Source organism: Turicibacter sp. St.80E1 (genome assembly GCF_059728495.1).
Genome location: NZ_AP039386.1, coordinates 186,449 through 200,407 on the forward strand (window position 1 = coordinate 186,449; position 13,959 = coordinate 200,407).

The window sequence follows — 13,959 nt, forward strand, 5'->3', positions numbered from 1 at the left end:
GAGGGAGCAATTAGTTAAGGCCATTAGGAGGAGAGAGAAGCATGGAACTCGTAACGAAAATGAAGCAAACATTTTCGCCTAAGCCAAAGAGAGAAAGTAAGGATCGGTTGAATATTTATACGATTAGTCAGTTATTTAATCAGTTAGTTAATTTTCAACAATTAGTGAAATCTTTGCGTTCTTTTATAGGTAAGGGTCAGTTAATCAGAGTTGACGTGGTTTTAGATTGTATCGGATTGGCAATCGACAATATGATGCAGTCAATGATGTACGATCGTCATGACTTTGAACTGCAGTTCAACCGTATTAAGGAAGAGCTGGAAAGAATTAATGTGAGGTGTTCGGATATTAAGATTAAAAGTCTTTATCCAAGACTCATCAAAATGGATTTAGTGATTAATTCGCCCCCGAAAGAGTTAACGTTGTTGTCTATTCAGGCAATACTTGAAGGGATTACGAATGAGCCACTTCGTTTAATTGTTGAGAAGACTAAAGGAAAGCAGACGAAAATAAAGATTTATTCCTCTAATCAATTTAAAATTGATCATGCGGTTTCCTATGTTGGAAAAGACGGAAATAAGGTTTCAGGAGATAGTTATATTTATGAAAATTTCACGAACGGTCAAACGTTTATTGCGATTAGTGATGGAATGGGGAATGGTGAACTAGCTCATAAGGAGAGTTCGGAAGCCCTTAAAATTTTGAAATGTTTGTTAAGTTTTAATATTCCAATTAAAACGGCTATCCAGACGTTACAGCAATTAAAACAACATTCCAATGCGAACGAAAGATTCTTTTCGTTAGATGTCTGTATGATTGATCGGGAGCGTCAAAGAGCTACCTTCTATAAAAAGGGGGCAACACCGACATTCTTTATAAGAGATCATCAGATTGAATTAATTAATTTAGCGCAACTTCCAGTCGGCGTTATGAGCGATCAAGATGTTGATCACGTTACGTTAGATTTACAAGAAGATGATATATTAATTATGTGTAGTGATGGTATTGTCGAACAATATCCGGATATTACTGATTTGGAACATATGATTTTAGGGCAGGTTGGAATACCTCCTAAACATATGGCGAAAAATATTTTACAAACAACAGTTAGTAAACATAAAGGAAAAATTAGAGATGATATGATGGTTTTAGTGGTGGAATATAAGCGACAGGGAGTTTCCCAAGCCCAATATGCATCATAATAATACCCATTATTAAGTAAATAAACGCTATATAATTATGTGTGTTTATGCGTGCATCCGTTGTTAGAGGTGGGTCTGCGCGATAGATGTTTTTAAGAGAAGGTGGAAGGGGGTAATCCCAAGGGATAATTGGGGTTATCTTCAATTCCCAATGTGTGAAAGAGATTAGTTTAGAAGTAAGAATTGGTAAAAGTGTAAACAAAGTTTAGTGTAGAAAACCGGGGTCGGAGCCGGTGAGGAACAAAAAGAGAAGTTTATGTAAAGTGTTAAAACAGAGATAAAAAAGTGTTTAAAAGAGGTAAATCAGGGTCAGAGCTGAATACCCAAGTGTAAAAGAGATTAGATTAGAAGTAGGAATTGGTAAAAGTGTAAACAAAGTTTAGTGTAGAAAACCGGGGTCGGAGCCGGTGAGGAACAAAAAGAGAAGTTTATGTAAAGTGTTAAAACAGAGATAAAAAAGTGTTTAAAAGAGGTAGATCAGGGTCAGAGCTGAATACCCAAGTGTAAAAGAGATTAGATTAGAAGTAAGAATTGGTAAAAGTGTAAGCAAAGTTTAGTGTAGAAAACCGGGGTCGGAGCCGGTGAGGAACAAAAAGAGAAGTTTATGTAAAGTGTTAAAACAGAGATAAAAAAGTGTTTAAAAGAGGTAAATCAGGGTCAGAGCTGAATACCCAGGTGTAAAAGAGATTAGATTAGAAGTAAGAATTGGTAAAAGTGTAAACAAAGTTTAGTGTAGAAAACCGGGGTCGGAGCCGGTGAGGAACAAAAAGAGAAGTTTATGTAAAGTGTTAAAACAGAGATAAAAAAGTGTTTAAAAGAGGTAAATCAGGGTCAGAGCTGAATACCCAAGTGTAAAAGAGATTAGATTAGAAGTAAGAATTGGTAAAAGTGTAAACAAAGTTTAGTGTAGAAAACCGGGGTCGGAGCCGGTGAGGAACAAAAAGAGAAGTTTATGTAAAGTGTTAAAACAGAGATAAAAAAGTGTTTAAAAGAGGTAAATCAGGGTCAGAGCTGAATACCCAAGTGTAAAAGAGATTAGATTAGAAGTAAGAATTGGTAAAAGTGTAAACAAAGTTTAGTGTAGAAAACCGGGGTCGGAGCCGGTGAGGAACAAAAAGAGAAGTTTATGTAAAGTGTTAAAACAGAGATAAAAAAGTGTTTAAAAGAGGTAGATCAGGGTCAGAGCTGAATACCCAAGTGTAAAAGAGATTAGATTAGAAGTAAGAATTGATAAAAGTGTAAACAAAGTTTAGTGTAGAAAACCGGGGTCGGAGCCGGTGAGGAACAAAAAGAGAAGTTTATGTAAAGTGTTAAAACAGAGATAAAAAGTTGTTTAAAAGAGGTAAATCAGGGTCAGAGCTGAATACCCAAGTGTAAAAGAGATTAGATTAGAAGTAAGAATTGGTAAAAGTGTAAACAAAGTTTAGTGTAGAAAACCGGGGTCGGAGCCGGTGAGGAACAAAAAGAGAAGTTTATGTAAAGTGTTAAAACAGAGATAAAAGATCTGTAAGGACTAAGTTCGAATGAAAAATATTTATGCCAATAAATAATAATCAAAAAATAAAGCTAATCAGAGTCAGAGTTGATTGGCGAGTCATAAGATTAAAAAACAAAGTGTGTGCGAAAAAGTGTGTGAGTGAAGCCAATCAGAGTCAGAGCTGGTTGGTAAGCAATAAGATTAAAAAACAAAGTGTGTGCAAAAAGTGTGTGAGTGAAGTCGATCAAAGTCAGAGTTGATTGGCGAGTCATAAGATTAAAAAACAAAGTGTGTGCGAAAAAGTGTGTGAGTGAAGTCAATCAAAGTCAGAGTTGATTGGCGGGAAATACGATTTAAAAATAAAGTGTGTGCGAAAAAAGTGTGTGAGTGAAGCCAATCAGAGTCAGATCTGATAGGTAAGTAGTAAGATTAAAAACAAATTATGTGCAAAAAAAGTGTGTGAGTAAAGTCGATCAGGGTCAGAGTTGATTGGCGAGAAATAAGATTTAAAAATAAAGTGTGTGCGAAAAAGTGTGTGAGTGAAGTCAATCAGAGTCAGAGCTGATAGGTAAGTAGTAAGATTAAAAACAAATTATGTGCAAAAAAAGTGTGTGAGTGAAGTCAATCAAGGTCAGAGTTGATTGATCAGTAATAAGAGTTAAAAACAAAGTGTGTGCAAAAAGTAGTGTGTGAGTAAAGTTAATCAAGGTCAGAGTTGATTGATCAGTAATAAGAGTTAAAAACAAAGTGTGTGCAAAAAGTAGTGTGTGAGTAAAGTTAATCAGAGTCAGAGCTGGTTAACCAGGAAGTTTTAAAATGTTTAAAATGAAGTCAGTTTATTTAGGAAAAGTGTGTGAGTAAAGTCGATCAGGGTCAGAGTTGATTGATCAGTAATAAGAGTTAAAAACAAAGTGTGTGCAAAAAGTAGTGTGTGAGTAAAGTTAATCAGAGTCAGAGCTGGTTAACCAGGAAGTTTTAAAATGTTTAAAATGAAGTCAGTTTATTTAGGAAAAGTGTGTGAGTAAAGTCGGTCAGGGTCAGAGTTGATTGGCGAGAAATAAGATTTAAAAATAAAGTGTGTGCGAAAAAGTGTGTGCGAAAAAGTGTGTGAGTGAAGTTAATCAGAGTCAGAGCTGGTTAACCAGGAAGTTTTAAAATGTTTAAAATGAAGTCAGTTTATTTAGGAAAAGTGTGTGCAAAAAGTGTGTGAGTGAAGTCGATCAAAGTCAGAGTTGATTGATCAGTAATAAGATTTAAAAACAAAGTGTGTGCGAAAAAAGTGTGTGAGTGAATTCAATCAGAGTCAGGGCTGGTTGGTAAGCAATAAGATTTAAAAACAAAGTGTGTGCGAAAAAGCGTGTGAGTGAAGTTAATCAGAGTCAGAGCTGGTTGGTAAGCAATAAGATTTAAGAAACAAAGTGTGTGTGAAAAAGTGTGTGAGCGAATTCAATCAGAGTCAGAGCTGGTTGGCGAGAAATAAGATTTAAAAACAAAGTGTGTGCGAAAAGTAGTGTGTGAGTGAAGTCGATCAAGGTCAGAGTTGATTGATCAGTAATAAGATTAAAAAACAAAGTGTGTGCAAAAAGTAGTGTATGACTAAAGTTAACCAAGGTCGGAGCTGGTTAACCGGGAAGTTTTAAAGTGTTTAAAATGAAGTCAGTTTATTTAAGAAAAGTGTGTGAATGAAATCAATAATATTCAAAATTGGTTGGTAAGCAATAAGATTTAGGAAACAAAGTGTGTGTGAAAAAGTGTGTGAGTGAAGTCAATCAGAGTCAGAGCTGGTTGGTAAGCAATAAGATTTAAGAAACAAAGTGTGTGTGAAAAAGTGTGTGAGCGAATTCAATCAGAGTCAGAGCTGGTTGGCGAGAAATAAGATTTAAAAACAAAGTGTGTGCGAAAAGTAGTGTGTGAGTGAAGTCGATCAAGGTCAGAGTTGATTGATCAGTAATAAGATTAAAAAACAAAGTGTGTGCAAAAAGTAGTGTATGACTAAAGTTAACCAAGGTCGGAGCTGGTTAACCGGGAAGTTTTAAAGTGTTTAAAATGAAGTCAGTTTATTTAAGAAAAGCGTGTGAATGAAATCAATAATATTCAAAATTGGTTGGTAAGCAATAAGATTTAGGAAACAAAGTGTGTGTGAAAAGTAGTGTGTGAGTGAAGCCAATCAGAGTCAGAGCTGATAGGTAAGTAAGAAATAAGATTAAAAAACAAAGTGTGTGCGAAAAAGCGTGTGAGTGAATTCAATCAGAGTCAGAGCTGGTTGGTAAGCAATAAGATTTAAGAAACAAAGTGTGTGTGAAAAAGTGTGTGAGCGAATTCAATCAGAGTCAGAGCTGGTTGGCGAGTAATAAGATTTAAAAACAAAGTGTGTGCGAAAAGTAGTGTGTGAGTGAAGTCGATCAAGGTCAGAGTTGATTGATCAGTAATAAGATTAAAAAACAAAGTGTGTGCAAAAAGTAGTGTATGACTAAAGTTAACCAAGGTCGGAGCTGGTTAACCGGGAAGTTTTAAAGTGTTTAAAATGAAGTCAGTTTATTTAAGAAAAGTGTGTGAATGAAATCAATAATATTCAAAATTGGTTGGTAAGCACTAAGATTTAAGAAACAAAGTGTGTGCGAAAAAGTGTGTGAGTAAAGTCGATCAGAGTCAGAGTTGATTGATCAGTAATAAGAGTTAAAAATAAAGTGTGTGCAAAAAGTAGTGTATGAGTGAAGTCGATCAAGGTCAGAGTTGATTGGCGAGAAATAAGAGTTAAAAACAAAGTGTGTGCAAAAAGTAGTGTATGACTAAAGTTAACCAAGGTCGGAGCTGGTTAACCGGGAAGTTTTAAAGTGTTTAAAATGAAGTCAGTTTATTTAAGAAAAGTGTGTGAGTGAAGTCAATCAGGGTCAGAGTTGATTGGTGAGTAATAGGATTAAAAAATGTGTGTGCGAAAAAGTGTGTGAGTAAAGTCGATCAGAGTCAGAGTTGATTGATCAGTAATAAGAGTTAAAAATAAAGTGTGTGCAAAAAGTAGTGTATGAGTGAAGTCGATCAAGGTCAGAGTTGATTGGCGAGAAATAAGAGTTAAAAACAAAGTGTGTGCAAAAAGTAGTGTATGACTAAAGTTAACCAAGGTCGGAGCTGGTTAACCGGGAAGTTTTAAAGTGTTTAAAATGAAGTCAGTTTATTTAAGAAAAGTGTGTGAGTGAAGTCAATCAGGGTCAGAGTTGATTGGTGAGTAATAGGATTAAAAAATGTGTGTGCGAAAAAGTGTGTGAGTAAAGTCGATCAGAGTCAGAGTTGATTGATCAGTAATAAGAGTTAAAAATAAAGTGTGTGCAAAAAGTAGTGTATGAGTGAAGTCGATCAAGGTCAGAGTTGATTGGCGAGAAATAAGAGTTAAAAACAAAGTGTGTGCAAAAAGTAGTGTATGACTAAAGTTAACCAAGGTCGGAGCTGGTTAACCAGGAAGTTTTAAAGTGTTTAAAATGAAGTCAGTTAGTTTAAGAAAAGTGTGTGAGTGAAGTCAATCAGAGTCAGAGCTGGTTAACCAGGAAGTTTTAAAATGTTTAAAATGAAGTCAGTTTATTTAGGAAAAGTGTGTGAGTAAAGTCGATCAGGGTCAGAGTTGATTGGCGAGTCATAAGATTTTAAAAAAGTATGTGCAAAAAAGGTTAACCAAGGTCGGAGCTGGTTAACCAGGAAGTTTTAAAATGTTTAAAATGAAGTCAGTTAGTTTAAGAAAAGTGTGTGAGTGAAGTCAATCAAGGTCAGAGTTGGTTGGTAAGCAATAAGATTTAAAAACAAAGTGTGTGCAAAAAAGTGTGTGAGTGAAGTCGATCAAGGTCAGAGTTGATTGGCGAGAAATAAGATTTAAAAACAAAGTGTGTGCAAAAAAGTGTGTGAGTAAAGTCGATCAGGGTCAGAGCTCATAGGTAAGCAATAATATTTAAAAACAAAGTGTGTGTGAAAAAGTAGTGTATGATTAAAGTTAACCAAGGTCGGAGCTGGTTAACCAGGAAGTTTTAAAGTGTTTAAAATGAAGTCAGTTAGTTTAAGAAAAGTGTGTGAATGAAATCAATAATATTCAAAATTGGTTGGTAAGCAATAAGATTTAAGAAACAAAGTGTGTGCGAAAAAAGTGTGTGAGTAAAGTCAATCAGAGTCAGAGTTGATTGATCAGTAATAAGAGTTAAAAATAAAGTGTGTGCAAAAAGTAGTGTGTGAGTGAATTCAATCAGAGTCAGAGCTGGTTGGTAAGCAATAAGATTTAAAAACAAAGTGTGTGCGAAAAAAGTGTGTGAGTGAAGTCAATCAGAGTCAGGGCTGGTTGGTAAGTAATAAGATTTAAGAAATAAAGTGTGTGCGAAAAAAGTGTGTGAGTGAAGTCAATCAGAGTCAGAGTTGATTGGTGAGTAATAGGATTAAAAAATGTGTGTGCGAAAAAGTGTGTGAGTAAAGTCGATCAGGGTTAGAGTTGATTGGCGAGTCATAAGATTTAAAAAAAGTATGTGCAAAAAAAGTTAACCAAGGTCGGAGCTGGTTAACCGGGAAGTTTCGAAATGTGTGCGAAAAGATGTGTAAATAAAGCCAATCGAGGTCAGGTTGGCTTGGAAGTTCTTTAATGTTAGTCCGTGTAAATTAGATTTACGAATCTAAAGGGACAAAACAGGCGATAAAAAGCTTTTTACAAGCGTTTAATGTGAAAATAACAGAAGCCATTTGAGACAGAAGGTTTATTAATTCGATATAGTAAAAGTGGCAGCCAATATGCTAGAAAAATGAAAGTGTATATTTGAATTAATAAATAACTGTTGCTGGAGTAAACTTCTTGGATAGATCTTTAATAAAACAGAAAAAGAGATTTAATAAGTGAATCGAAGTGTTTAGGAAGTATAAGAGTGCCTTTGATATTAGAGGGCCGTGTTCGGATAAGAGAAATAAAATGTGTAAAAAAAGAAATCGAAGTGTTTAGGAAGTATAAGAGTGCCTTTGATATTAGAGGGCCGTGTTCGGATAAGAGAAATAAAATGCGTTAAAAAAGAAATCGAAGTGTTTGGGAAGTATAAGAGTGCCTTTGGTATTAGAGGGCCGTGTTCGGATAAGAGAAATAAAATGTGTTAAAAAAGAAATCGAAGTGTTTGGGAAGTATAAGAGTGCCTTTAGTATTAGAGGGCCGTGTTCGGATAAGAGAAATAAAATGTGTTAAAAAAGAAATCGAAGTGTTTAGGAAGTATAAGAGTGCCTTTGGTATTAGAGGGCCGTGTTCGAGTTGACAATTAAATAAAATTTACGATAAGGATATCGTTTTTACTGGGTGCAGAGCCGCATTCGGTGATCCGTAAAATGAAGGATCAGGTTGAATCATTTAAAGTTTATTTTTAAAAGAATTAATACAATTATATGCGCAAATAGTTATATTTATTCTTCAATCAATTCCCCCTTTAGGGTGAGGATATATCATTAAAATTTTTATTACAGTGGCGATTAGATAATTTCTAATCGCTTTTTATTATTGGCATTCCATAATGGATAAAAAGTGTATGAAACTTGTAATGACACTTTTTTTTTATTTTAAAAGAGATATAATAAAAAATAAGATTTTGTTGTATAAGGAGTTTGACATTTAATGCAAAAGGTCGTATTAGAGACGATAAAAAAATATGATTTATTTGACCAAAGGGAGCGGGTCATCGTGGCCGTATCTGGCGGGGCAGATTCGATGGCACTGCTTCATTTTTTAAAGCATTACGCTACTAATTATCAACTATCCTTAGTTGTTGCGCATGTGAATCATAAGAAAAGAAAAAATGCTGATTTAGACGAGTTATTAGTCCAAAAGATTGCAACTAACTATCAATTACCGTATGAGGTTTATTATTTACCCCCGGGGGGGACAACGGAAAACTTTCATGAATACGCTCGAAAAGAACGTTATAATTTTTTTAGATCAGTCGCTAAGAAGTATGGAGCGGATTGTTTAGTAACAGCCCATCATGCCGATGATCAACTGGAGACACAAATTCAACGATTGTTGTATTTCGAAAGTCCCAATGGGCTTATAGGGATTAAGGCTAAAAGGGTTAGTCAACATTTAAAAGTGGTTCGTCCGTTAATCCGTGTTACTAAAAAACAGATTTATGGGTATTGTGAACGGGAGGGGGTTAAATTCCGTGAGGATGAATCTAATCAAAGTGACGTCTATACGAGAAACCGTATTCGTAAGTATATTGTTCCCGAACTCGTAAAGGAAAGCCCATCTGTATATGAACATTTAAATGTTATAGGTGAGCAGTTAAATGATGATGAAATATATTTTAGTCAACAAGTTGATGAACTAATGGAGAATACATATCGACAAGGTAACGATGTTTGGCTTTCTCGTCGTTTTATTCAACAGTTGCCTCCAAGTTTATCGAGACGTTTAATCAAGCGAATTTTGCAACAGTTTGTAATTAAAGATATTCAACATATTCATATTGAAAAAGTTTTAGAACTTATAAGAAATCCTAAGCCTAATTTAACCTTATTTTTACCGCATCAGATTCGCTGTATTGTGGCCTATGATAAGGTTAGTTTTTCTAAAGATATGACTAGTTCAGAGGAATACGAGTTTACGCTATCCCTTAATGATAGTGTTGTGTTGCCTAATGGAGATATTCTGAAAGTAAGCGAGAACAAAGTCGATGAAAAACCGGAAAAATTTTGCATTAACGAAGTCCATTTGTGTTATAATGAAATAGAATTGCCGTTAAAAGTTCGTACTCGTCAACCCGGAGATCGTATTCAATTAATGAATGGATCAGGTTCGAAAAAGATTAAGGAAATAATGATAGAGGGTAAGGTTCCTCGGTTATTGAGAGACACATGGCCTATTGTGGTTGATTCAAATGATAAGATTCTTTGGGTACCACTTTTGAAAAAATCGGCATTTTGTTGCCATAAGTCAAATGGTAAAACAATGACAATTGTTTATAAACATCGCGGAGGGAATGAAGAAGATGCGTAACGATATTAAAGAAATTTTATTTACTACTGAACAAATTGAAGAGAAGGCAGCACAATTAGCAAAAGAGTTAGAAGTTGATTATGCAGGCAAGAAACCTATTTTATTAGGCTTATTAAAAGGATCAATCCCATTTATTGGAGATTTAATGAAGCATATGAATATGCCGATTCAAATTGAGTTTATGGATGTATCAAGCTATCATGGTGGAACAACTTCTTCTGGACAGGTAAAAATTTTAAAGGATTTAGACATTTCAGTGGAAAATCGTCATATCATTATTGTAGAGGATATCGTAGATACAGGGTTCACATTAACAAAAGTGATAGCATTATTAAAACATCGAGGTGCTGCTTCGGTTGAGGTTGTTACAATGCTTGATAAACCTGAAGGGCGTGTCGTTGAGATGGAGCCAAAATATATTGGATTTACAATTCCTAAGGCATTCGTTGTAGGATACGGGTTAGACTATGATGAATATTATCGTAACTTACCGTATGTAGGTATTCTTAAAGAGGAAGTTTACATGAAATAAGAAAGGGGTGCTACAATGCCGCCAATTAATCCAAAAGATAAGATTAATAGTTTCAAAAAGCAAAATAGCTTTAAGAAAAAAGGTCCGCAAAGTATTGGAATCTATTTTCTATTGTTTATTATCGTTTTAGGTTTATATGGGTTCATTTTCATGGAGCCACAACAGCCGGTGATTGAACAACCAACCTATAATGAATTTATTAGCAATATTGAAAATGGAAATGTTATTTCCATGGAGGCCCGTCCGGTTGACGGTGAGGATAATAAAAACTTGTGGAATATTTCAGGTAAAATGAAGGTTGAAGAAAAAGAGGTTCCATATACGATTGTAGTAGCTGACAAGTCATATGAGAAAATTAGTAATTTAGCACTTGAAAAGGATGTTAAATTAGAGAATACTGTGGCTTCAACGATTGGTAAGGTATGGAGTTTCTTATCTTATGCTATTTTAACTGTCTTATTCTTAGGTGTAATCATGTTCATGTTTAGATCAGCTCAGCGAGGGAATAATAAAGCCTTTGATTTCGGTAAAAGCCGTGCTAAGTTATCTAAACAGGAAGGAATTTCATTTGATGATGTAGCCGGAAATGATGAAGAAAAAGAGGAGTTAGTAGAGGTTGTTGACTTCCTTAAAAACCCGGCTAAGTATAATGAAATGGGTGCACGTGTTCCAAAAGGTATTCTTTTAGTAGGACCTCCTGGAACAGGGAAAACATTACTTGCCCGAGCGGTAGCTGGTGAGGCAGGAGTTCCATTCTATTCGATTTCAGGTTCTGATTTCGTAGAAATGTTTGTAGGGGTAGGGGCGAGTCGCGTTCGTGACATGTTCCAAACTGCCAAAAAAACAGCACCATGTATTATTTTTATTGATGAAATTGATGCGGTAGGGCGTCAACGTGGAGCCGGAATGGGTGGCGGACACGATGAACGTGAGCAGACGTTAAATCAATTGCTTGTAGAAATGGATGGATTCGGTCCAAATTCAGGAATTATTGTTATGGCTGCAACTAACCGTCCAGATGTATTGGATCCCGCTTTATTAAGACCTGGACGATTTGACCGCCAGATTACAATTGGTCGTCCAGATGTTAAAGGTCGTGAGGCAATCTTAAAAGTTCATTCACGTAATAAACGTTTGGCTCCAGAAGTTCGTCTAGAAGATATTGCTCGCCGAACTCCAGGATTTAGTGGTGCGGATTTAGAAAATTTATTAAATGAATCAGCTTTATTAGCGGCTCGTGAAAATCGTAAGCAGATTAAAATGCATGATATTGATGAAGCAACGGATCGTGTTATGATGGGGCCAGCTAAAAAATCAAAAGTATTCTCTAAAAAAGAACGTCGCGTTGTTGCTTATCATGAGGCAGGACATGCGGTTGTTGGTATTAAGTTAGAGAATGCAGAAGTTGTTCATAAGGTTACAATTATTCCACGTGGTGAAGCTGGTGGATACGCCTTAATGTTACCGGAAGAAGAAACATTCTTACAAACAAAACAAGACCTGTTAGATCGCATTACTGGTTTATTAGCAGGTCGTGTGTCAGAAGAGATTACGTTCCATGAGGTAACGACAGGGGCACATAATGATTTCCAAAAGGCTACAGGAATTGCACGTGCGATGGTAACTGAATATGGAATGAGTGACTTAGGACCTATTCAATACGAACAACGTAGCGGAAATGTTTTCTTAGGCCGTGATTATAATAAAGATAAGAATTTCTCGGATCATTTGGCTAGACAAATTGATGAGCAAGTTCAAAAAATTATTAGTTCATGTTATGATCGTTGCCGACAAGTTTTATTATCAAATCAGGATTTGGTGAAGTTAATCGCCGAAACCTTATTAGAATATGAAACGTTAACAAAAGAACAAATCGATGAGTTAGTTGAAAAAGGTAGACTAGAAGAAACTGCTTATAATGTTAATTCTGAAAAAGAAAGTGCTAAGCAAAATAAGTTTAAATTAGTCCGCGATAGTAACTATAAATTAAAATCAACTTTAACTTTATCGAATGATAAATTACCTGTTATTGATTAAAAAAACACTCTTTTATTAAGAGTGTTTTTTTTAGGCGTTGTGAATAGGGAACTAAGAGGGTTCGTCTCACCCTAAATAAGTATAATCTCACTCACCGGAAAGATAAGATATGAGCGGCACTAATGTATTAAAAATTTTAAGTATCACTTTTATTAGTCGTGTTTATTGTAAGTTTAAATTCGGGGTTTACTCATAGGGGAAACTCTTTTTCTTCAGATGTATTTGAGGAAAGGAATTATTAAATATCGTATAATAAGCATAATATAAGGGGAATAGCCTAGTTTTGATTAGGTGGAACATTAATTTAACTTTCCAAAATGATTTTCTTCATGTAAAATGGCTAATATAAGTTATATTTAAAAATTTCCTAAGCAATAATTATTGATCAGGAGGAATTGTCAATGAAAGATTATTTAGTTAAAGCATTAGCGTTTGACGATCAAATTCGTGCATTTGCTGTTAGTTCAACTCATTTAGTTGAAGAAGCACGTCGACGTCATGGATGTTGGCCAACTGCAGCAGCAGCGTTAGGAAGAACACTAACGGTTGGAGCAATGATGGGAAGCCAACTAAAAGGTGATGAAAAAATTACTATTCGTATTAACGGTAATGGACCGATTGGATCTATTATCGTAGACGCTGATTCAAAAGGTTGTGTAAGAGGATACGCATCTAACCCTGAGGTTCATTTTCAATACGATTCTGGAAAGTTAAATGTAGGAATGGCTGTTGGTACTGATGGGCAACTTTCAGTAACTAAGGATTTAGGGTTAAAAGATTATTTTACTGGGCAGGTTCCATTACAGACAGGAGAAATCGGTGACGATTTTACGTATTATTATGCAGTTTCAGAGCAGGTTCCTTCTGCAGTAGGGGTTGGTGTGCTTGTTGAACCAGATAATTCGGTTCGTGCGGCGGGAGGATTTATCCTTCAAGTCATGCCAGGGGCAACAGAAGAAACATTGACTAAATTAGAAACAGCATTGTCTACGATTAAACCAGTTTCTACAATGATTGATGAGGGATATACATCTGAAAAAATGTTAGAGGCTATATTTGGTGAGGAAGTTCGTATATTAGAACATCAAGAAGTTCGCTTTGAATGTAATTGCTCAAAGGAAAGATTTGAGAGTGGAATTATGAGTTTAGGGAATGATGAAATTCAGGCAATGATTGATGAAGATAATGGCGCTGAGGCTGTTTGCTACTTCTGTATGGAACGCCACCATTTTACGGCAGAGGAATTAGAAAAGTTAAAAACAAAATAATAAAGGATGAAATGTAATGGGGCAATACAATGAACCTGTAGAGGTTGTGGATGCAGAGATTATTAGTGATGGAAGTGATCATTCACAGAAAGATTATTGGCGTGACCAATTGAAAGAGGAATTAAGGGCAGAACTTCGAGAGGACTATCGTCATCAATTTCGAAAGGGCGCCTTAACAACTCTAGGTAAAAGCTACAATTTAGGAATGATGATTGCTGTCGTGGTTTCTTTTAATTCAAACCATTCTATTTTATGGGCGATTATTCACGGTTTATTAGGATGGTTTTATGTTATTTATAAAATCATGTTTGGATATTAATAAGAAAAGGAAGTCCCTTAATATTAGTTAAGGGGCTTCCTTTTACATAGGATATAAATCATTTATTAAATTTTTAAAATTTTTAGGCTCAGATAATTGGATATTACAGTCGGTGTTATTACTTGTTGAT

The 13,959-nt window shown here is 35.3% G+C and carries 6 protein-coding genes; all 6 read left to right on the top strand.

What is annotated here, in order from left to right:
* Positions 1-41: 41 nt before the first annotated feature.
* The 6 genes from AC6I0I_RS00865 to AC6I0I_RS00890 all read left to right on the top strand — a co-directional run bounded on the left by AC6I0I_RS00865 (position 42) and on the right by AC6I0I_RS00890 (position 13,829).
* Positions 42-1,202: a SpoIIE family protein phosphatase gene (locus tag AC6I0I_RS00865; protein WP_161832236.1), complete on the top strand. Its 1,161-nt coding sequence runs from the start codon at positions 42-44 to the stop codon at positions 1,200-1,202.
* 7,091 nt (positions 1,203-8,293) lie between these two features.
* Complete coding sequence (tilS, locus tag AC6I0I_RS00870; RefSeq protein ID WP_161832895.1) at positions 8,294-9,673, top strand: tRNA lysidine(34) synthetase TilS; 1,380 nt, start codon at positions 8,294-8,296, stop codon at positions 9,671-9,673.
* Positions 9,657-10,205: a hypoxanthine phosphoribosyltransferase gene (gene hpt, locus AC6I0I_RS00875; protein WP_432766965.1), complete on the top strand. Its 549-nt coding sequence runs from the start codon at positions 9,657-9,659 to the stop codon at positions 10,203-10,205. The genes tilS and hpt overlap by 17 nt, the downstream gene beginning before the upstream one ends.
* A gap of 15 nt (positions 10,206-10,220) precedes the next feature.
* Positions 10,221-12,242, top strand: coding sequence for an ATP-dependent zinc metalloprotease FtsH (gene ftsH / locus AC6I0I_RS00880; protein WP_262951138.1), 2,022 nt, complete (start codon positions 10,221-10,223; stop codon positions 12,240-12,242).
* Between the two features lie 401 nt (positions 12,243-12,643).
* The gene (gene hslO / locus AC6I0I_RS00885) at positions 12,644-13,510 is read left to right on the top strand and encodes an Hsp33 family molecular chaperone HslO (protein WP_262953706.1); all 867 of its coding nucleotides are present in this window, start codon (positions 12,644-12,646) and stop codon (positions 13,508-13,510) included.
* Between the two features lie 16 nt (positions 13,511-13,526).
* The gene (locus tag AC6I0I_RS00890; protein ID WP_161832892.1) at positions 13,527-13,829 is read left to right on the top strand and encodes a CAAX protease family protein; all 303 of its coding nucleotides are present in this window, start codon (positions 13,527-13,529) and stop codon (positions 13,827-13,829) included.
* The last annotated feature ends 130 nt before the right edge of the window (positions 13,830-13,959 follow it).

Bases quoted from the DNA above. Each gene is read 5' to 3' on its own strand.
- tilS (WP_161832895.1), top strand. From the start codon at position 8,294: ATGCAAAAGGTCGTATTAGAGACGATAAAAAAATATGATTTATTTGAC.
- hpt (WP_432766965.1), top strand. From the start codon at position 9,657: ATGAAGAAGATGCGTAACGATATTAAAGAAATTTTATTTACTACTGAA.
- hslO (WP_262953706.1), top strand. From the start codon at position 12,644: ATGAAAGATTATTTAGTTAAAGCATTAGCGTTTGACGATCAAATTCGT.
- ftsH (WP_262951138.1), top strand. From the start codon at position 10,221: ATGCCGCCAATTAATCCAAAAGATAAGATTAATAGTTTCAAAAAGCAA.
- AC6I0I_RS00890 (WP_161832892.1), top strand. From the start codon at position 13,527: ATGGGGCAATACAATGAACCTGTAGAGGTTGTGGATGCAGAGATTATT.
- AC6I0I_RS00865 (WP_161832236.1), top strand. From the start codon at position 42: ATGGAACTCGTAACGAAAATGAAGCAAACATTTTCGCCTAAGCCAAAG.